At 52.9% G+C, this 19,588-nt stretch carries 18 protein-coding genes; 15 read left to right on the top strand and 3 right to left on the bottom strand.

The genetic code is table 11. The features are described from left to right. Window positions 1–8: 8 nt before the first annotated feature. Together argG and carI are read left to right on the top strand one after the other, a co-directional pair. Entirely contained in the window at window positions 9–1,355 is a 1,347-nt protein-coding gene (argG, locus tag K7X24_RS08520) for an argininosuccinate synthase (protein WP_116167155.1), read from the top strand. Window positions 1,356–1,813: 458 nt separating this feature from the next. Continuing rightward, window positions 1,814–2,464, top strand: coding sequence for an acyl-homoserine-lactone synthase CarI (gene carI / locus K7X24_RS08515; protein ID WP_224554269.1), 651 nt, complete (start codon window positions 1,814–1,816; stop codon window positions 2,462–2,464). Here carI and K7X24_RS08510 read toward each other — a convergent pair. Both K7X24_RS08510 and pemB read right to left on the bottom strand, forming a co-directional pair. Then, entirely contained in the window at window positions 2,448–3,176 is a 729-nt protein-coding gene (locus K7X24_RS08510; RefSeq protein WP_224554267.1) for a helix-turn-helix transcriptional regulator, read from the bottom strand. The genes carI and K7X24_RS08510 overlap by 17 nt on opposite strands. Before the next feature lie 351 nt (window positions 3,177–3,527). Next, window positions 3,528–4,730: a pectinesterase PemB gene (pemB, locus tag K7X24_RS08505; RefSeq protein WP_224554266.1), complete on the bottom strand. Its 1,203-nt coding sequence runs from the start codon at window positions 4,728–4,730 to the stop codon at window positions 3,528–3,530. Between the two features lie 310 nt (window positions 4,731–5,040). On the opposite strand from pemB, the gene K7X24_RS08500 reads away from it, so the two are divergent. The 13 genes from K7X24_RS08500 (at window position 5,041) to K7X24_RS08440 (ending at window position 19,139) form a co-directional block, all read left to right on the top strand. Beyond that, window positions 5,041–6,057, top strand: a complete 1,017-nt coding sequence (locus K7X24_RS08500) for a 3-oxoacyl-[acyl-carrier-protein] synthase III C-terminal domain-containing protein (RefSeq protein WP_224554264.1) — start codon at window positions 5,041–5,043, stop codon at window positions 6,055–6,057. Continuing rightward, complete coding sequence (locus K7X24_RS08495; RefSeq protein ID WP_224554262.1) at window positions 6,054–7,082, top strand: NAD-dependent epimerase/dehydratase family protein; 1,029 nt, start codon at window positions 6,054–6,056, stop codon at window positions 7,080–7,082. Before K7X24_RS08500 ends, K7X24_RS08495 begins: the two co-directional genes overlap by 4 nt. Beyond that, window positions 7,075–7,881 (top strand): MBL fold metallo-hydrolase, encoded by an 807-nt coding sequence (locus K7X24_RS08490; RefSeq protein ID WP_224554260.1) that lies wholly within the window; start codon window positions 7,075–7,077, stop codon window positions 7,879–7,881. The genes K7X24_RS08495 and K7X24_RS08490 overlap by 8 nt, the downstream gene beginning before the upstream one ends. Continuing rightward, window positions 7,878–9,164 (top strand): F390 synthetase-related protein, encoded by a 1,287-nt coding sequence (locus tag K7X24_RS08485; RefSeq protein ID WP_224554258.1) that lies wholly within the window; start codon window positions 7,878–7,880, stop codon window positions 9,162–9,164. The genes K7X24_RS08490 and K7X24_RS08485 overlap by 4 nt, the downstream gene beginning before the upstream one ends. Next, entirely contained in the window at window positions 9,164–9,817 is a 654-nt protein-coding gene (locus K7X24_RS08480; RefSeq protein ID WP_224554429.1) for a phosphatase PAP2 family protein, read from the top strand. Before K7X24_RS08485 ends, K7X24_RS08480 begins: the two co-directional genes overlap by 1 nt. Window positions 9,818–9,821: 4 nt before the next feature. Beyond that, a complete protein-coding gene (locus K7X24_RS08475; protein ID WP_224554256.1) occupies window positions 9,822–10,946 on the top strand; it encodes a sterol desaturase family protein in 1,125 nt (374 codons plus the stop codon). Continuing rightward, window positions 10,939–12,066: a fatty acid desaturase family protein gene (locus tag K7X24_RS08470; RefSeq protein WP_224554254.1), complete on the top strand. Its 1,128-nt coding sequence runs from the start codon at window positions 10,939–10,941 to the stop codon at window positions 12,064–12,066. The genes K7X24_RS08475 and K7X24_RS08470 overlap by 8 nt, the downstream gene beginning before the upstream one ends. Beyond that, window positions 12,066–13,163, top strand: a complete 1,098-nt coding sequence (locus K7X24_RS08465) for an acyl-CoA desaturase (protein ID WP_224554252.1) — start codon at window positions 12,066–12,068, stop codon at window positions 13,161–13,163. The genes K7X24_RS08470 and K7X24_RS08465 overlap by 1 nt, the downstream gene beginning before the upstream one ends. Before the next feature lie 60 nt (window positions 13,164–13,223). After that, on the top strand, window positions 13,224–14,153 hold the full coding sequence (locus K7X24_RS08460) for a lysozyme inhibitor LprI family protein (RefSeq protein WP_224554249.1): 930 nt from the start codon (window positions 13,224–13,226) through the stop codon (window positions 14,151–14,153). Between the two features lie 289 nt (window positions 14,154–14,442). Continuing rightward, window positions 14,443–15,882: an aldehyde dehydrogenase gene (aldA, locus tag K7X24_RS08455; protein WP_224554246.1), complete on the top strand. Its 1,440-nt coding sequence runs from the start codon at window positions 14,443–14,445 to the stop codon at window positions 15,880–15,882. Between the two features lie 214 nt (window positions 15,883–16,096). Beyond that, the gene (lldD, locus tag K7X24_RS08450) at window positions 16,097–17,257 is read left to right on the top strand and encodes an FMN-dependent L-lactate dehydrogenase LldD (RefSeq protein ID WP_103943091.1); all 1,161 of its coding nucleotides are present in this window, start codon (window positions 16,097–16,099) and stop codon (window positions 17,255–17,257) included. Between the two features lie 106 nt (window positions 17,258–17,363). Continuing rightward, entirely contained in the window at window positions 17,364–17,864 is a 501-nt protein-coding gene (locus K7X24_RS08445) for a GrpB family protein (protein WP_130623743.1), read from the top strand. A 93-nt stretch (window positions 17,865–17,957) separates the two neighbouring features. Beyond that, complete coding sequence (locus K7X24_RS08440) at window positions 17,958–19,139, top strand: AI-2E family transporter (protein ID WP_224554244.1); 1,182 nt, start codon at window positions 17,958–17,960, stop codon at window positions 19,137–19,139. 65 nt (window positions 19,140–19,204) lie between these two features. On the opposite strand, the gene K7X24_RS08435 is transcribed toward K7X24_RS08440, so the two are convergent. Continuing rightward, entirely contained in the window at window positions 19,205–19,567 is a 363-nt protein-coding gene (locus tag K7X24_RS08435; RefSeq protein WP_224554242.1) for a DUF596 domain-containing protein, read from the bottom strand. Between the last annotated feature and the right edge of the window lie 21 nt (window positions 19,568–19,588).

The raw sequence follows: 19,588 nt of genomic DNA, 5'->3' as shown, positions 1-19,588 counted from the left end.
TTATATATATGACAACGATTCTCAAGCATCTTCCGGTTGGTCAGCGTATTGGTATTGCGTTCTCGGGTGGTCTGGATACCAGCGCTGCACTGCTTTGGATGCGTCAAAAAGGCGCGGTTCCTTATGCATATACCGCGAACCTAGGGCAGCCAGACGAGGATGACTACGAGGAAATCCCACGTCGGGCGATGGAATACGGCGCAGAAAATGCTCGCCTGATCGATTGCCGTAAGCAACTGGTGGCTGAAGGTATTGCTGCGATTCAGTGTGGCGCATTCCACAACACGACGGCGGGCGTAACCTATTTCAACACCACGCCGTTGGGCCGTGCGGTTACCGGCACGATGCTGGTTGCTGCAATGAAAGAAGACGGCGTAAACATCTGGGGCGACGGCAGCACCTATAAAGGCAACGATATTGAGCGTTTCTATCGTTACGGCCTGCTGACCAATGCTGAACTGAAGATTTACAAGCCGTGGCTGGATACCGATTTTATTGATGAGCTGGGCGGCCGTCAGGAGATGTCCGAGTTTATGTCACAGGCAGGATTCGGCTATAAAATGTCGGCCGAGAAAGCCTATTCCACCGATTCCAACATTCTGGGTGCGACGCATGAAGCGAAGGATCTGGAATTCCTGAATTCCAGCGTTAAAATCGTTAACCCGATTATGGGCGTGAAGTTCTGGGACGAGAACGTCAACGTTCCGGCTGAAGAAGTGACTATCCGTTTTGAACGCGGTCACCCAGTTGCGCTGAACGGCAAGACCTTTACTGATGATGTCGAACTGATGCTAGAGGCGAACCGCATCGGCGGTCGCCACGGTTTGGGTATGAGCGATCAGATTGAAAACCGTATCATCGAAGCGAAAAGCCGTGGCATCTATGAAGCGCCAGGAATGGCACTGCTGCACATTGCCTATGAGCGTCTGGTTACCGGTATCCACAACGAAGACACCATCGAGCAATACCACGCTAATGGCCGTCAACTGGGCCGTTTCCTGTATCAGGGACGCTGGTTTGATTCTCAGGCGCTGATGCTGCGTGATTCTTCTCAGCGTTGGATCGCTAGCGCCATCACCGGCGAAGTGACGCTGGAGCTGCGCCGTGGCAATGATTACTCCATCATGAATACCGTGTCTGACAATCTGACCTACAAGCCAGAGCGCTTGACCATGGAGAAAGGCGACTCGGTGTTCTCGCCGGATGACCGTATCGGCCAACTGACCATGCGCAATCTGGATATCACCGACACGCGTGAAAAACTATTTAACTATGCTGAAACAGGCTTGCTCTCTTCCTCCGCCAGCACGGGTCTGCCGCAGGTAGGGCAACTACAGGATAAAACAGAGAAATAACTCACAGATTGAGTAATATAAAAATCCGGAATCGTCTCGCGTTTCCGGATTTTTTATTTGTATCTCAAATAGTAGCGTGTGATCTAACGTGATATTTTTTCGTGTGTGAACCCTTGCTGATATGCAGGTTGCATCTGTACAACTGTAGTGGAAAGGGACAAAATACTTATAAATAATCAGTCAAGCTAATAATCTGAAAGCGAAGATTCTGTGGGATGGTGTATTCTTTTTAAGGTCATACCCGTCATATTTCAAGTTGCATGTGCGTTGGCTGCGTTTAGTCACCCGAATCACTTACTTGTGTAAGCTCATCGGGATGAAATGAGAGACATCCTGTCTCTCACCGAAGGCCAGCCATCGGCTGGTCAAATTCGTTCCCGACGAATTTGTCCTTCTCTTGCAGCCTTCCTGTAACTCGAATTATTTAGGGTATATATAAACTTTTCAGTGGAGGAAAAATGTTAGAGATATTTGATGTGAATCACACTTTGTTGTCAGAAACAAAGTCAGAAGAGCTGTTTACTCTCAGAAAAGAGACGTTTAAAGACCGACTAAATTGGGCTGTGCAGTGTACTGATGGAATGGAATTTGATCAGTATGATAATAATAATACGACTTACCTTTTTGGCATAAAAGATAACACTGTTATCTGTAGTTTGAGGTTTATTGAAACAAAATACCCTAATATGATTACTGGAACATTTTTCCCTTATTTTAAGGAAATCAATATTCCTGACGGGAATTACCTAGAGTCTAGTCGATTCTTTGTGGATAAATCACGAGCTAAAGATATTCTTGGCAATGAATATCCAATTAGTTCGATGTTGTTTCTTTCTATGATTAACTATTCAAGAGATAAAGGCTATGATGGAATATATACGATAGTGAGTCACCCCATGCTCACAATATTAAAACGTTCTGGCTGGGGAATTAGTGTGGTTGAACAAGGTCTGTCAGAAAAGGAAGAAAGAGTCTATTTAGTTTTTCTTCCCGTTGATGATGCAAATCAGGAAGCGTTGACTCGTCGTATTAACCGCAGTGGGACATTTATGAGCAATGAGTTGAAGCAGTGGCCTTTACGTGTACCTGCTGCTATTGCACAGGCTTGATGAGCTGTAACTCAACGCCGAGCCTGATGGCATGCTTGGCATTCAGGACGCCAAGTTTTTTCACAACGTTGCCGATATGAAATTTTACCGTGCTGGTTTTAATACCGAGAATAATGGCAACTTCCAGATAGGTTTTACCCATGCTAGCCCAGTAAAGAATTTCATTCTCTCGTTGAGAGAATATTTCTTTATTATTTAATTGTTTTTTATTTTCAATCATCTCTCTGCAAAGAGAGATGATTTTTTCATATGCCTCAATTAATAGCATCTGAAAGGTGTCTTTTTTCTCTTCAATGAATGTTTCAACATCATCTGGATACGAGCTGTCCACGATAATAGATAGCATCGCTAAGTTGTCACCATGATCGTGAAGCACAAAGGTATATCCGTTGATAATATTATATTTTTTAGAGAGAGAGAATATCTTGGCAAGCTGTAGCCTAGTGTTAATAACTAGGCTTCTCTCCCAAGAGAAGGGCGATATTTTATTAAATGAAGCAAGAACAACAGGATCAATGTGTTGGTATTTGTTTTCTTTGTAGAGATCAACCCATTCATCGGGATAACTGGAAATTATGATCATTTCAGAGGGGTTTTTCTTATTAAGAACCATAAATGAGAACTTGATGCCATCGTAGTGAGCTAGGTTTTCATTGAAATGGTTTTTGATTACCCTGCTTATTATTTCATTTTTGGAGAATAATGGCGACATCTCATGACCTCAGTCTGAAGAATCAACATCCCTGTAACGGAAAAGTATATACCTACACCTGTACCTAAGTCTAATTGTTATGGGGGAGTGAAAAGCCATACAATTGACGACAATGTTAAGGGCGTAAAACAAAAGAAACAAACACCGCTCAGGATAAGCGTGATGATTGGCTAGCATCAGGGAATGCTAATTAAACGAAATTTATCAATAATATAATAAAAAATATTTTTTCTTTTTCTATGGCCTGTATTTTTTTACTGGCCGATCGGGTGTTTGGAGTCATTAATTTCGTCAGTATAATGTTTTGCGAATAACGCTCATTTTTCATGTTGTGTTCTCTTTTGCTGCGTCTCACACCTTGTCGATATTGTTGTATTCCCATAGCCGATTGAAATGTACATCGTCGAGATTGCGGGCTGAATCCGCGTTACCCGCAAAGGGCCGTGCGGTCGTTGCCGCAGCGCCCCACGGCTGTTCTCTGTCATAGCTGGCGTCAATCATGCTATCGCGAATCACTAACTGGCCGTTTGCCGTCTGGCCCAGCCGATATCCCATCTGCCTTGCCCCCTGATCCCAAGCGCGCCCCAGTTTGGCTTTTCTTTCTCCGTTAAAACCTTCGTCTCCCGTGAAACGACACGCTACTGCCAGAAAGCCGTATTGCACCCACGGCATGCTGTCAGGTGCGAAGACGTGAATATCTTTCGCCCCACGACTGGACACGGTATGAAAGTGGACACGCTCGAATACCGCGGTCGCGCGCCCAAAAACGTAATCGACATCGCCCTCAATATAGCTGTCTTTAATGTAGGCTCGGCTGTAGCGGTCCGTGACGTACTCATTCTGGAGGTTGCTGGTATTGACGAAAAACGTATCTTGACGACCGATGAGGCGCACCCTTTCAAGCTGTACCTTGTCGCCGTCGGTGCGCAGCGCGACGGCCTGATGTGCACGGCCATCCACTGAATCCAGCAAGGTATTCACTATCGTCAGGTTCTTCATCTGGAAATTATCGCTTTGCGACCAGACCACGGCGGCACAAATGGTATCAATCGTCGCGTTCTGCTTTGACGCACAGAGATCGTACAGGTACCAGGCAGGGTCGCCAGGTTGATATTCACCGTGTGAGTTCACCGTTTCCCGGTAAGTTTCCGGTGAAAACATCGAATCCAGCGCGAGTTGAATCACCACGTCATCCGGCTGCTTTCCCGCCCCAAATAGCACAAGTGATGGCGCATCGGCAGGGATGTAGACCGTGCCAGTATAGGTGCCCGGCAGCAACTTAATCTCAATGCGCGTTCGATCCTGCTGCGTCCGCAGCGCGGCGTTCACTGCCTGTTGAACATGGGTATGTGTTGCACCGTCCACCCCCACCTGCGGCCCGACAACCCACGGCGTCGCTGGATTGACTTCAATCGGTGCGGGCTGCCAGATGTCGGTTTCAGGGCGACCATCGCGTTCACACAATGTAAAATAGCGCGGTAGCGTGAAGCGGTCCGCTTCCTGCGCGGAGAGAATAGGGCGAGAAGCTGTACCGGGATAGGTTGTTTTGGTCATCAGGTTTTCCTGAACCTCGAAATTTATGGGGATAGATAGCATTCTGACCGTATTCGATGTAGATAGCGTTCAGAGAATAACGAAAAAGTACCGTTATGGAATAGCGTGACCGCACAGCTTAAGATTTCAATTCGTGGCGATTTCGTTATTCTTAGCAGCAGAATGAATAAATACTGTACGTGATAGCCGTCAGACTTCGAGCTGTTTGTGCGTTGTTCAAAACGATTACGTTTTGTCACGCAACTCGAATTATTTAGGGTATATGGCACAATCGCTACAGGTAAAATGATAATAAATCTGAAAAGGATTGATGTTGAAGACGCAAAGCCATGCATTCACTCAGGGAGTCGTTCCACTCAAGATTATTTCCACCGGCTGCGCACTCCCCGCACAGCGGGTGACGTCGGCTGAATTAGATGTGCGGCTCAATAAGCCCGCTGGTTATGTCGAAAGCCGTTCAGGCATTATCTATCGTCACCATGCCGATAATCATGCCAGCCAGGCCGAGCTCGGTGTGGCGGCGTTAAATGACGCGCTGGCGCGGGGAATTATTCCGCCCGCGTCAATCGATCTGCTGCTGTTTGCCTCTGCTATTCCGATTCAGGCGCTGCCTTATAGCGCCAGCCACTTATTAAAAGCGTCGTCTCTGCCAAAAGGGACGGCCTGTTTTGATATTAACAGCAGCTGCGTCAGCTTTATTTCCGCGCTTCAGGTGGCAGCTGGTTTGCTGAATACTGGTGCTTATCGGCGCATTGCCATTGTCTCTACCGAACTGGCCTCACGCGGCATTGACTGGGATGACGAAGAGTCGTCGCTGATTTTTGGCGATGGTGCCGCGTGCGCCGTTGTTGAACGCGGCGATGGGCGCAGCGGTATTGCGGCGTGTTTGCTGGAAACTTATCCGAAGGGTAACGAACTGTGCCAAATCCGCGCAGGCGGTACCTTGCGCAACCCGCGTGCGGGGATGGAACTGCATGATTTTCTGTTCCACATGCAGGGAAAACGGCTGTTCAGGCAGGCTTCTGCCTTGATTGAAGGCTATCTGCAACGTCTGCTGGATGCCAGCGGCTACTCGCTGGATCAGATGGCGGCGGTGGTTCCGCATCAGGCCAGCCACCTGTCGCTGGAACATATGCGCAAGCGGCTGGCGATTCCGACGGAAAGGCTGATTGATATTTACCGCTATCACGGCAATCAGGTCGCGGCCTCGATTCCGACGGCGCTGCATCATGCCATCGTGACGCAACGCCTGCCTGAAGGTGAACCCGCGATGCTGGTCGGTACGGCCGCCGGGTTGACGCTGGGCGGAATGGTACTGATCCCATGAGAGTCTTCGTCACGGGCGCAACCAGCGGGTTGGGGCGTAACGCGGTGGAATGGCTGCTCCAGGCTGGGCATCAGGTGCTGGCCTGTGGGCGCGATCGCACGGTAGGGCAACAGCTTGATGCGCAGGGTGCGCAGTTTGCCCGCATTGATTTGGTGGAAACGTCGGTAGAGCAGTGTCGAACGCTGATGGCGGGCTGTGATGTGGTCTGGCACTGTGCTGCAAAATCATCACCGTGGGGTCAATATGATGATTTTTATCAGAATAATACCGAGGTAACGGCGCGACTGGCTGAAGCCGCGGGTCAGTTGGGTATCCCGCGTTTTGTGCACATCTCCACGCCCGCGATTTACTTTGATTATCAGCACCACCTGAATATTGATGAAAGCTATCGCGCGGTGCGTTTTGCCAATCACTATGCACAGACCAAATTTCTGGCGGAAGAACGGCTTCAGGCCATGACGTCACGCTACCCGCAAACCACCTATGTCATCCTGCGCCCGCGTGGCCTGTTTGGCCCACATGACCGCGTGATTCTGCCGCGTGTTCTGGAGCAAATCGCGGTGGGCGGTGGCGTGCTGCGTCTCCCGCGCGGTGGTGAAGCGCTGCTGGATCTGACGTTTGTCGGCAACGTGGTAGAGGGGATGGCGCTTGCCAGCCAGCGCACGGGGTTAGTTTCAGGTTCGGCGTACAACATTACCAATCATGAGCCCGCACGCCTTGCAGACATGCTCCAGCAACTGCTGGTCGGTCAGTTGGGCATGAGTTATCGCGTTAGGGCGGTGCCGTATCCGTTACTGCACGCGGTGGCCGGTGGTATGGAACTGTTCTCGTGGTTTAGCCGAAAAGAGCCGCTGCTGACGCGCTACAGCGCGGGAGCGGTGAATTTTGATATGACGCTCAGCGCGGAGAAAGCGCAGCAAGAGCTGGGCTATCAGCCGCGTTTTTCCCTCCAGCAGGGTATCGGGTTAACCGGTAGCTGGTTCAAAACACATCTTGCGCAGCGGAGTACTGACGGACATGGCTAATATTTCGACGTTTGAAGTAGGATACTGCCTGCATCCGGGTTGTATGGCGCTGCGTGGTGCGGGATGGAAGGTGTGCCGTTTTCCGGCGCGGGTCTGGATGCTGGAAAGTCAGGGTAAGCGCTGGCTGTGGGATACCGGCTATGCTCAGCATTTTACCGATGCCACGCGTTCCGGCCTGTTCCAACTGTACCGCAGAATGACGCCGGTGCATTTCGAAACGAAAGACGCGCTGATTCACCAGCTACACGCGCAGGGTATTCAACCTACGGACATCGATGGCCTGATCATCTCCCATTTCCACGGCGACCATATCGCGGGGCTGCGGGATTTCCCCTCCGTGCCGTTTATCTGTTCGGCGCTGGGCTGGCAGCAGACGCGGAACCTGCGCGGTTTCGCGGCCTTGAAACGGGCATTTGTCCCTGCGCTGATTCCTGAACATTTCGAGCAAGCGCTCCAGTTTGTTGAAAACTTTCCGCTTACCGACCTGCCAGCCAAGCTGGCACCGTTTACGCAAGGCTATGCGTTGCCCGGTAGCGATAAAGAGATCGTGCTGGTGCCGTTGCCCGGCCATGCAGTTGGACACCTCGGCGCGTTTGTGCTGACCGAAAACGGCTGGGTGCTGTTGGCAAGTGATGCCGCCTGGTCGCCGCACAGCTACCGTGAAGGTCGCGGACCGTCGCGGTTGGCGAATCTGGTGATGGACGATCCAAAAGCCTATTACCACACGCTGGATCAGCTGCACCAGTTGCACCTGAACGGACAGGTCGAGATTCGTCTGTGCCACGAGGGCGACCTATGATTCCGCTGATGACGATCTGGCACTATTTCCGCGCCAGACGCCTGAGTTTTACCACCCGTCAGGCGCTTGAACGCCATCAGCAGAATCAGCTCGCCCGCTTCGCGCGACGGGTGCTGGCGCGTAGTCCCTATTTTCGTCCTTACTGCCAGCTCCCTATTACATCCTGGCCGACGATGGATAAAGCCGTAATGATGGCCGAATTCGATCGGATGAACACCGCTGGGCTTAAGAAAAATGACCTGCTCGCCTGCGCGCGACGCAGCGAAGCGGATCGCGACTTCACGCCGAATGTGAACGGGTTTAGCGTCGGGCTGTCGTCCGGTACGTCTGGGCAGCGTGGTTTGTTTGTCGTCAGCCCGCGCGAACAGCAGATTTGGGCCGGAGGCATGCTGGCGAAAATGCTGCCTGACGGTTTACGTGCCGGTGAACGGGTGGCGCTGTTTCTGCGGGCGGATAACAACCTGTATCACAGCGTTGATAACCGCTGGCTCAGCCTGTCGTTTTACGATCTCTTTGCGCCATTTTCCGGCCATTTTGCGCGACTGGAAGCGTGGTCACCGTCGATTATCGTTGCCCCCGCACAGGTGCTGCGCGAGCTGGCGCTGGCGGTACAGCGTGGTGAGCTGCGGCTGTCGGCCAAAAAGGTGATTTCCGTGGCCGAGGTGTTGGAGCCGCAGGATAAGACGCTGTTGCAGCAGGTCTTTGAGCAAGTAGGGGAAGTGTATCAGGCAACGGAAGGCTTTCTGGCATCGACCTGTGAACATGGCACGCTGCATCTTAACGAAGAATTTATTCACATTGAGCCGCAGTGGCTGGATGACGAACGTTTTACGCCCATCATTACCGATTTCACCCGCAGCACGCAGCCGATTGTGCGCTATCGGCTGGATGATGTGCTGGTCAAACAGCGGGAACCCTGTTCGTGTGGCCGCGTGACGATGGCGATAGCTCGTATTGAAGGGCGCAGTGATGACAGTCTGCGACTGCCGAGCCGCAGCGGTGAGCCTCAGACCGTGTTTGCGGATCTCTGTAGCCGGATTATCGCTAACGCGCTGCCGCTGCATGCCGACTATCGGCTGGTGCAGCAGGGCGACGCGACGCTGCATTTATCCGCCGCGTGTAGCCTGCCGGAACTGGAAGCCTGTCGGGACAGTCTGGTGCAGCAGTTTGCGTTGCAGGGCATTGATGCATCGCGGCTGCGGTGGCATCTCACCGCTGGGGAGATCGCGCCGGAATTTACGCAAAAGCGCAGACGGATTACTCGCCTGAAGGGGGAAGCATGATGCGATTTCCTCAACACACGCTGCTATTGCGGCTGAAAGCGCTGCTCTTCGGCTGGGGAACGGTCGGTGTGGTGTATCAACTGAGCGCGCAGTTTCAGGGGCAGGGAACGGTGCTGCCGACGTCGCTGGTTGATGAGTGGATTCCCTTTAGCGCTTCGGCTATCTGGCTGTATCTCTCCTTTTTTATCATTGTGCCGCTGTCCTATTTATCCTGCCCAATGTCGCGTCTGGCAGGGTTGCGGCGGGCAACGCAGCTCACCGCCTTGATTGCTGGCGCGGTGTACCTGATTTTTCCGACCACGATGGTGTATCCGTTGGTCGTCGGGGACGATTTTTCCACGCGTGTGCTACAGCTTTTGCTGCTTATCGACTCGCCACAGAATTGCCTGCCGTCGCTGCATATTGCGCTAACGGTGCTGGCGGTGTGGGCGATGAGCGATGGCCAGCAGAAGGTGAAAACCGGCTTTTATCTTCTCTGGGGCATCGCGATTGCCTTTTCCATCCTGCAACTGCGCCGCCACCTGTTCATCGATCTGGTGACTGGCGCGATACTTGCGGTAATCGCCGGATGGATCTTTCTGTGCAACCGAGAGACAGTGATAGCCTTACGCCCACCGGTTCCGTTACCCAACGATAAGCGCCATCAGGAATGACATCATGATCGATTTGGCACTACCCATTGTCTTCATGCTGGTTGTGGTGATTGGCGAAGCGCTGGTTTTACAGTGGATGCAGCGTGAAACGGTGAACTGGCATGACGTGGTTTTCAACCTGAATTCAGGGCATATCATGCTGTGGCTTTTTCGCAGCGTGGAAATTTTTTGCTATGGCTATGTCGCGGCGCATTTCAGTTTTGGCTGGGTGGAAACCTGGCCGCCGGTGCTGATGTGGCTGTTCGCGATACTTGCCTGGGATTTCGGTTTCTATTGGCTACATCGCCTGCACCACACCTTCGGCGTGCTGTGGGCGGTGCATGTGGTTCATCATCAGGGCGAGCATTTCAATCTGTCGCTAGGCGTGCGTAACTCCTGGTATTCCTCGCTGACCTCGATTCCGTTCTTCCTGATTCTGGCGCTGCTCGGCGTTCCGCTGTATGTGTTCGTCACCGTTTCCATCCTGCATTACAGCGTTCAACTGTTTAACCATAATGCCATTACGCCCAAACTGGGCTGGCTGGAGAAGGTGCTGGTGACACCGGCACACCATCGCGTACACCACGTGAACGACCGTGCGTACGCCGATAAGAACTTCGGCGGTACCTTTATTTTTTGGGACAAACTGTTTGGCAGCTTTTGCCCACAGCTGCCTGACACGCCTTTCCGCTACGGGGCGGGGCGGGAAATACCCTCGAAAAACCCGTTTTGGGCCAGTAACCTGCCTTTTCTGTCGTACCTGAAACTGTCGGTGCGCCGTACGCGTCAGGCGACGTTTCAGTGTACGCCGATGGCGTTGATTGCCGGTGCGATGCTGCTGTTTGCGCTGGTGGTGGGCTACGTCTACCTGTATGGCTACGGCTATGATTCCGCCGATCTGTCGCAGGCGGCGCTCTTCCTATTGCTGGTGGCGGGGGCGGTTGCGCTTGGCGGCATTTCCGAAGGGCGACGTTGGGGTATTTATGTTTGGCTGCTGGTGGTGCTGCTATTCCCTGCCGTATTTCTTGTCTATCTGGGCTGGGAAGCGCTCTACTGGAAGATGGCGATGCTGATGCTGGCGCTGCACGGGCTGGCGATGGCGGTCGGCTGGGGCCGACGCCCCCTGACCGAGGAGCATGGAAATGTCTAGTGTGCTTCCCGCCAAACTGTATCCTGCGAAGGGCGAACAGGCTTTCCATCGTGCATTACAGCGGGAAACGTCGGCCTATCTCCGCGCTAATCACGATCATCGTTTTGCCGATAGCGGGCAGTTTATTAAGGCCGGATTACTCTTTTTATGCTGCATCGCCTGTTATGCCCTTTGTTTAGTGCAGCAGGCGGCGTGGACGTTCTTCCTGAGCTATTTTTCTTTCATCATGCTGTCGATGTTATTGAATATCATCGTTAATCATGACGCCTCCCATAATACCTTTTTCCGCAATCAGACACTGAACCGCGTGGTCGGGCGCATCGTTACGTTGCCATTAGGCATCGATCCCGATTACTGGCGTTTGCGCCATGTGGACTTTCACCACCTTTATCCGAATGTGGAACATTACGATCTGGATACGGAAGAGAATGGGGTTTTCCGCCAAACGCCTTTTCAGCGCCACCGTTCCTACATGCGTTATCAGCATCTTTACTGGCCGCTGGTGGCCGCGTTCTCGCTCCCTTATATCGCCTGGATTTTTGATTGGGCCGATCGCTTGGGTAAAACCCCCGTTAATGCTCGTTCAGTACAGTTAGGCTACCGTGGATGGATGATTTTTATCGGCAGTAAAATCGGCCATGTCCTGCTGTTATTGGTTGTTCCCATCATGGTGGGGGCGGCACACGGCATTAGCCCGGGCATCGTGCTGTTAAGCTATTTGCTGGGTCAAATGTTGGCCTCGTTGCTGGTGGTGTTTTTACTGCTGGGTACGCACTGGGCTGAAGCTGAGTTTTATGCCGTTGCCGATACAGAGGCGATGCCTCAAGGCTGGTATCAGCACAACTTTGCGACCGCCTGTGACTGGCAGCCGACGCCGCGCTGGCTTGAGCACTGGACGGGAGGGTTAAACCTGCACCTGACACACCATCTTTTCCCTGGCTGGCATCATCGCCATTACCCCGCGCTAGCTGGTATCTTACGGCGCGTGGCCGCCGAGCATGGCATGAACTATCGCTGCATTACCTATCGTGAGCTACTGGCTAGCCAGCGACGGTTTTTAAAATCGATGGGTGAGGGGAACGATCGGCGTACCGTGCAACATGGCTCAGAGGAAGAATGATGCTCGCACCGCTGAAGCCGCTACGTTATGAACAAGGTCGCGATCTGGCATTGCATCGGGCGCTGATGAAAGCCGCGAATGACTATCTGGCAGCAGCGGGCGACCACCGTTTTGCCAACGCTGGGTTTATCGGCAAGATGCTGTTTCTGGTGGCGCTGTGTCTGACGTTTTATGGTTTCAGCCTCTGGCAGACGACGCTGTGGGGTTTTGCTGGTTGCTACTTTGGCTTTATTTTTACCGCTATGTTTTTGGCGGTGAACGTGGTGCATGATGCCTCGCATAACGTCTTTTTCCGGCGGCCGTGGGCGAATCGCCTGCTTAATATTGTGGTGAGTATTCCGCTCGGCATGGATTCCGACTGCTGGCGAGTGCGGCATGTGATTTTTCATCATGCGCACGTCAACGTGCAGCACTACGATCTGGATATCGAAGAGAACGGCGTCTTGCGGCAATCGCCCTACCACCGGTTTCGCTTTTTTATGCGCGCCCAGCGCTACTACTGGCCGATGGTGGCGTCGCTGACATTCCCCTGCATCATCTGGTTTTTTGACTGGCTCGATCGTGCGGGGAAAACGCAGGTGACGCGTAATATGACGCTTCAAGGCGGTAAGGGCTGGGGTATTTTTCTGTTATCAAAAGCGCTGCATGCTCTGCTGGCATTGGCGATCCCCTATTGGCTGTTGTCGCCGAAACCCGTCAGCGCCGGTGCGCTGTTGCTGGTTTATCTGCTGAGCCAAATGCTGTCATCGCTGATTTTTGTCGTACTGATTCTGGGGTCGCATTGGGCAAAGGGAACGTTCTATCAGGCACCGGAAGATGGCTTATTCAGGCATGGTCGCTATCAGCACGTTTTTTCCACCACGGTGGACTGGACGACTCGGCCCGTCTGGCTTGGCTACTGGTTGGGGCAGCTCAATATGCACCTGACCCACCATATCTTCCCCAACTGGAATCATCGGCATTATCCCGCGCTGTCGAAAATTATTGCGGAGGTTGCCCCGCGTTACGGCATTGATTATCAATGCATTACGTTGAAAGCGATTTTAGTTGAGCAGCAGCGCTTTCTTAAAAAGATGGGAAATGGCAGCAAGAAATAGCCCGTTATCTATTTTTATTAATAAGTTAGGTTTTCATCTGTATTCAAGGAGCGAGACTTCATGCGTTATTTATCTCTGGCCGTTTCATCCCTGCTGTTTTTCTTCACCTCGTCCATCTGGGCGATGGATTGCAGCAAGGCCAGTACAGACACCGAGAAAATGATTTGTGCCAGTAGCCGTTTGCAGCAGCTCGATACGGTATTAAACAAGGCCTATCAGGGTTATGTGAAAAAGGAAGACAAAGTGCAAGCGCGTCAGGAGCAGCGCGCGTGGCTGGTCGAGCGTGACCGCTGTAAGGATGATGTTTGTCTGGGGAATGAGATGGTTTCCCGTATTCAGGCGCTTTCCGGCAGTGAAAATATTTCCCTGATTACTCAGGCATCAGGCCAGTGGGACTTCGTTCTCAGCGTGGCGACGTGCAATCTCGACTCTTCTTACTCAACCTGCGAAGGCCCCGGCACGCTGGATATCTTTAAGAAAGGGCGCGGTGACCTGTTCCAGCGTATCAACATGGAAAATATGTTCATCGAGCTGAACAATAAGGGTGAAGTCACCGCGAATCTGGTCGAGGTTTACGGTGAGAACAACAGCGGGCTGGTGATTGATGACGCTAACTTCGATCACCACGCGGATATCATGCTGCGTAATGGCAACAACGGCGCTTACGGCGGGCCGTCTTACGACGTCTACCTGTTTGATGTGGAAAAGCAGCAGTTTACCCAGAATGCGCCGCTGACCGAGTTAGCCAGTTCCAACCTCGGCCTGTTCGAGATTGATGAGAAAAGTAAGACCATCACGACGTTTACCAAAAGCGGCTGCTGCTGGCACCAATGGTCTACCTATCAGATAGCGAATAATAAGCCTGTCCTGATTGTCGAAACCACGGAAGCCTACTCCGAAGAGAAACAGGCGATGGTCGCCACCACCCGCGAGCTGGTGGGCGGCCAGTGGAAGGTGAAGGAAGAGATAGTAAAAGTCGACGAACAGTAAAATTTCCCTGCTTTACAGACAGACGCCGTAGTTGAATGCGGCGTCTGTCACCTCCCCGTTCATTGCCACTCTGCCGTTATTCCCCTGCATTCTCCGATACTTTGCAAAAGTGTTACGTCAGACGTTCTCTGTATGACTTTTTTGCCACTTGCCAGACTGAGATGGCAGCCATGAAAAGGTAAATGCAGTGCAGATCGCGCAGCATGGCAAAACTTCACAAAAAAGACGTGTTTTATTAACAACTCGTTTATGCGTTGTATTCTCTAACCCTACTTTGGAGATGCCTGACATGAGCACCACCCAAAAACGTATGTACATCAACGGTGAGTTTGTTGAAAACAGAAGCGGGAAGTGGATTGATGTGGTGAACCCAGCCACAGAGCAGGTTATTTCACAGATCCCGGAAGGCTCCGCTGACGACGCAAAGAGAGCGATAGAGGCGGCAGAAGCCGCACAGCCGGGCTGGGAAGCGCTGCCTGCGGTTGAGCGCGGCGTCTGGCTGCACAAGATAGCCGACGGTATTCGCGAGCGCGAAGCCGAACTGACCGACACTATCATCGCAGAAGGCGGTAAAACGCACGGTCTGGCGCAGACGGAAGTGCTGTTCACCGCTGACTATCTCGACTACATGGCAGAGTGGGCGCGCCGTTATGAAGGCGAAATCATTCAGAGCGACCGTCCGAATGAAAATATCTTCGTCTTCCGTAAAGCGATTGGCGTCACGACCGGTATTCTACCGTGGAACTTCCCCTTCTTCCTGATCGCGCGTAAAGCGGCTCCAGCGCTGATCACTGGCAATACCATCGTCATCAAACCGAGCGAGATCACACCGAATAATGCAGTGATTTTCGCCGAAATCATTCACAAAATTGGTCTGCCGAAAGGTGTCATCAATTTCGTTACTGGTTATGGCCCAACGGTAGGGCAAGAGCTGGCTGCTAACCCAAAAGTCGGCATGGTCAGTCTGACCGGCAGCGTGGCGGCGGGAATTGCCACCATGACGGCGGCGGCGCAAAACGTCACGAAGGTGTCGCTGGAACTGGGTGGCAAAGCTCCGGCCATTGTGATGGACGACGCCGATCTCGATCTGGCTGTGAAAGCGATTGTCAGCTCCCGCGTGATCAACAGTGGGCAGGTATGTAACTGCGCCGAGCGCGTTTACGTGCAGAAAGGCATTTACGACGAGTTTATCTCCCGTATTAAAACTGCGATGGAACAGGTGACCTTCGGCAACACGGCGGATAAGAAAGCGCTGGATATGGGGCCGTTGATCAGTGCGGCGGCGCGACAGCGTGTAGAAGACAAAGTGGCGAAAGCGGTATCACAGGGCGCGAAAGTGCTGCTCGGCGGCCAGCGCGAAAGTGGTACAGGCTATTTCTACCCGCCAACGCTGCTGGTGGACGTGAAACAAGACATGCCGATCATGCACGAAGAAGTGTTTGGGCCGGTGCTGCCCGTCGCGACTTTCGACACGTTGGAAGAGGCGATTACGATGGCGAACGACAGCGAATATGGCCTGACGTCGTCGATCTATACTCAGAATATCAATACCGCGATGAAGGCGTTGAAAGGGCTGAAATTCGGTGAAACTTACATCAACCGTGAAAACTTCGAGGCGATGCAGGGCTTCCATGCGGGCTGGCGTAAATCCGGTGTGGGTGGAGCGGACGGCAAGCATGGCTTGCAGGAATATCTGCAAACGCATGTCGCGTACCTTCAATTTCACTAAAAGCAGTTTCACTAAAGGCAATCTCAATAAAGGTAATGATGCTTGCTTAAGTGTGGATTGAGGGGGAAACGCGGTGATGAGGTTCCCGCAGGGATACCTCGCACCGTGGTAGCCCCCGGTATCTCGATCTTTAAACGATCGGCATGAGTTTTATCCACGGTCATGCCACTTACCATAACAGTGGCACAAACAAGAAGAAGGATGGGAAAGGACGATGATCATCTCTGCTTCAACGGATTACCGGGCGGCGGCGCAGCGTAAGCTGCCGCCGTTTCTTTTCCACTACGCCGATGGCGGTGCGTATGGCGAGCACACGCTCAGGCGTAATACCGCCGATCTGGCGGATATCGCGCTGCGTCAGCGTATCCTGAAAAATGTCTCCGATCTGAGCCTGGAAACCCAACTGTTCGGCGAAAAACTGGCGATGCCGGTGGTGCTGGCACCCGTTGGCCTGACCGGGATGTACGCCCGACGCGGCGAGGTTCAGGCTGCCCGTGCGGCGGCGCAGAAGGGGATTCCCTTTACGCTGTCTACCGTTTCAGTCTGCCCGATTGAGGAGGTCGCACCCACTATCGATCGGCCGCTGTGGTTCCAGCTCTACGTGTTAAAAGACCGCGGCTTTATGCGCAACGTGTTGGAACGTGCGCAGGCGGCGGGGATCAAGACGCTGGTCTTCACCGTGGATATGCCGACGCCGGGCGCGCGCTATCGTGATGCCCATTCCGGCATGAGCGGCCCGAATGCGGCAATACGTCGCGTTTTGCAGGCGATGGTGCATCCACAGTGGGCATGGGACGTTGGCTTGAACGGCAAACCGCACGATTTGGGGAATGTTTCCGCCTATCGCGGTACGCCGACGACGCTGGAGAACTATATCGGCTGGCTGGCCGAGAATTTCGATTCTTCTATTTCGTGGCAGGATTTGGCGTGGATCCGCGAGATGTGGAAAGGGCCGATGATCATCAAAGGTATCCTCGACCCGGAAGATGCCAAAGAGGCGGTGAAGTTTGGCGCAGACGGCATCGTGGTCTCCAATCACGGCGGTCGCCAACTGGACGGTGTGCTCTCGACGGCACATGCGCTGCCTGCCATCGCCGATGCGGTGAAAGGTGAGATCACCATTCTGGCGGATTCCGGTATTCGTACCGGGCTGGACGTAGTGCGCATGATCGCGCTGGGTGCGGATGGTGTGATGCTCGGACGCGCGTTTGTCTACGCACTCGCGGCAGCGGGCGAAGCGGGCGTGGTTAACCTGCTGAACCTGATCGAAAAAGAGATGCGTGTAGCGATGACGCTCACAGGTGCCAAATCCATTGCCGACATCACCACGGATTCACTGGTGCAGGCGACCCAGCGGCGACTGGATGGCCTGTAAGCACGGATGATGCGGTGAGAGTCTCTCGCCGCGTGATGGCTTTTGAACCTTCCTCTGAACGTTGATAACCTTTACGGGATAGGACAACGTTGGGGAAGATAAGCGAATGGGCAAGCGCACGATTGCCGTGGTGGATTACGATCCACACTGGGTGACGAATTACGCAACAGAGGCGAGTGCGATAGCGCAGGCGCTCGGTGACGTTGCGGTGAGAATCCACCATATCGGTAGCACGGCCGTGCTGGGGTTACCCGCTAAACCGGTGATTGATATGCTGCTGGAAGTGGTTTCGCTGTCCGATTTGGATAGGTTGGATCACGTCATGGTCGATTTGGGCTATCGCCCCCGCGGCGAAAATGGGATAGCGGGGCGTCGTTACTACACCAAGGGCGGTGACGCTCGTACTCACCATCTTCACGCCTTCGTGGTGGGTGACGAACCTATTCAGCGACATTTGGCTTTTCGTGATTATCTGCGGGTGAATCCTGACGTGTGTGCGGAATATGCGGCAATAAAGCGCGCCGCTGCGCTGGCATGTGATAACGATGCTGCGGTGTATAGTCAGTTAAAAGATGACTTTATTGCCACTCATGAGGCGCTCGCATAGCCATCTCCTCAGAATCCGGCGTTTTTTCCTATATTGCAAACGCCCCACTTCGTTCTATATTTCGAGAGCAGATTGAACGAAGGGGAAATCGTTGTGAATATTAAAGGGCTTACGAAGGGATTCTTCATCCTTATCTTATTTATCGTCACGCTGGCGTTTTTTGACATCTTGGCACCGTATTATTCCGCCATCTTATGGGCAGCGGTGCTGGCCATTATCTTCCATCCGCTGAAAAGCAAAATTCGGCAAAAATTAAACGATCGCAACGGCGTTGCCTCGTTGCTAACCGTCCTGATCATCTTCCTGCTCGTCTTCATTCCGTTGGGGATCATTGTTTCCTCGCTGGTGGTTGAAATTAACGGGGTTTACACCCGATTGCAGGACAGTAATACGCAATTCCCGGTGGTGTTGGCGGAGCTAATTCAGCATCTGCCGAAGTGGGCGCGACATTTCCTCGCGGAACACAATCTGGATAACGCCGCCAAAATACAGCAGGAGCTGTCTCAGGTTGTGCTGAAAGGTGGGCAATATCTGGCGGGAAGCGTGCTGCTGATCGGCAAAGGGACATTCACCTTCTTCATTGGTTTTGGGGTGATGCTCTACCTGCTTTTCTTCCTCCTGAAAGACGGTGCCTATCTGGTCAACCTGATTTTGGAATCGCTACCGCTTTCTACCCATGTTAAGCATCATCTGCTGGTGAAGTTTGCTGCCGTATCTCGGGCGACCGTGAAAGGCACCGTGGTGGTGGCGATTGTGCAGGGGACATTGGGCGGGATTGCGTTCTCCATTGCAGGGATAGAAGGCAGCCTGCTGTGGGGGTCGCTAATGGCGTTCCTTTCCCTCATCCCCGCTGTGGGGTCGGCAATTATCTGGGTGCCGGCCGCCGCCTTCCTGTTCGCGACGGATATGCTCTGGCAAGCGATATTCATCGTCGCTTTCTTCGTGTTGGTGATTGGGGTGGTGGATAACGTTCTGCGCCCACTGCTGGTGGGGAAAGACACCAAAATGCCGGATTACCTGATTCTGATCGCCACGCTGGGCGGCATGGAAATCTACGGTATCAACGGTTTTGTGATTGGCCCGCTGATTGCGGCGTTGTTCATCGCCTGCTGGAACATCCTCTCCGGTCGCGACAATCAGGAGAATATTGAAGGCATCGACGAAGATTTTATCGAGGAAGGTCGCCAGCATCGTGTGGCGAAGCCGGAACAGAATGAGGTGCTAGAAAGTCAGGCAGCGGAAGGTCAGGAGGTTGAACGTAAGACCACGGAGTAAGTTCGCTGCGAGTGGTGATATCTGGTCATGAGTAAGAGGAATGGGTGCGGTTTGGCTGATTCTTCTTACGTCCAACTCTCTTGTCCCTCGGGCGTGATCCACACGACACCTGCGGGGGCTTTGGCTAAGAACCACAGGCCGTATTCGTCGACATCATCAAATTCATTATCGGACGTTTCAGGTGGAAAGGCGTTGCGGAGCCGATCGACCTGATTTTTCGGGTCACCTGGCAGAGTGTCTCCCTGACTGGCAAGTTTGATTCTTCCCTCTGCGATGAGCCGTTCCAGCAACGTAAAAAACAGAACCTGACGTTGGGTGTAGGTTCTGGGATTGCTCCGACACTCCACCGCAATATGTTGCCATATCGCGCCCATCGACAGCCCGTATGCGCTGGTTGCGACAGCATCGTAAATGTCGTTGTCGTCCATCTCGCCCTCCCTGTTTCCTAT

Origin of the sequence: Pectobacterium versatile (assembly GCF_020166435.1) — a bacterium.
GTDB classification, from domain to species: domain Bacteria; phylum Pseudomonadota; class Gammaproteobacteria; order Enterobacterales; family Enterobacteriaceae; genus Pectobacterium; species Pectobacterium versatile.
This window is presented reverse-complemented; position numbering and strand designations above follow the sequence as displayed.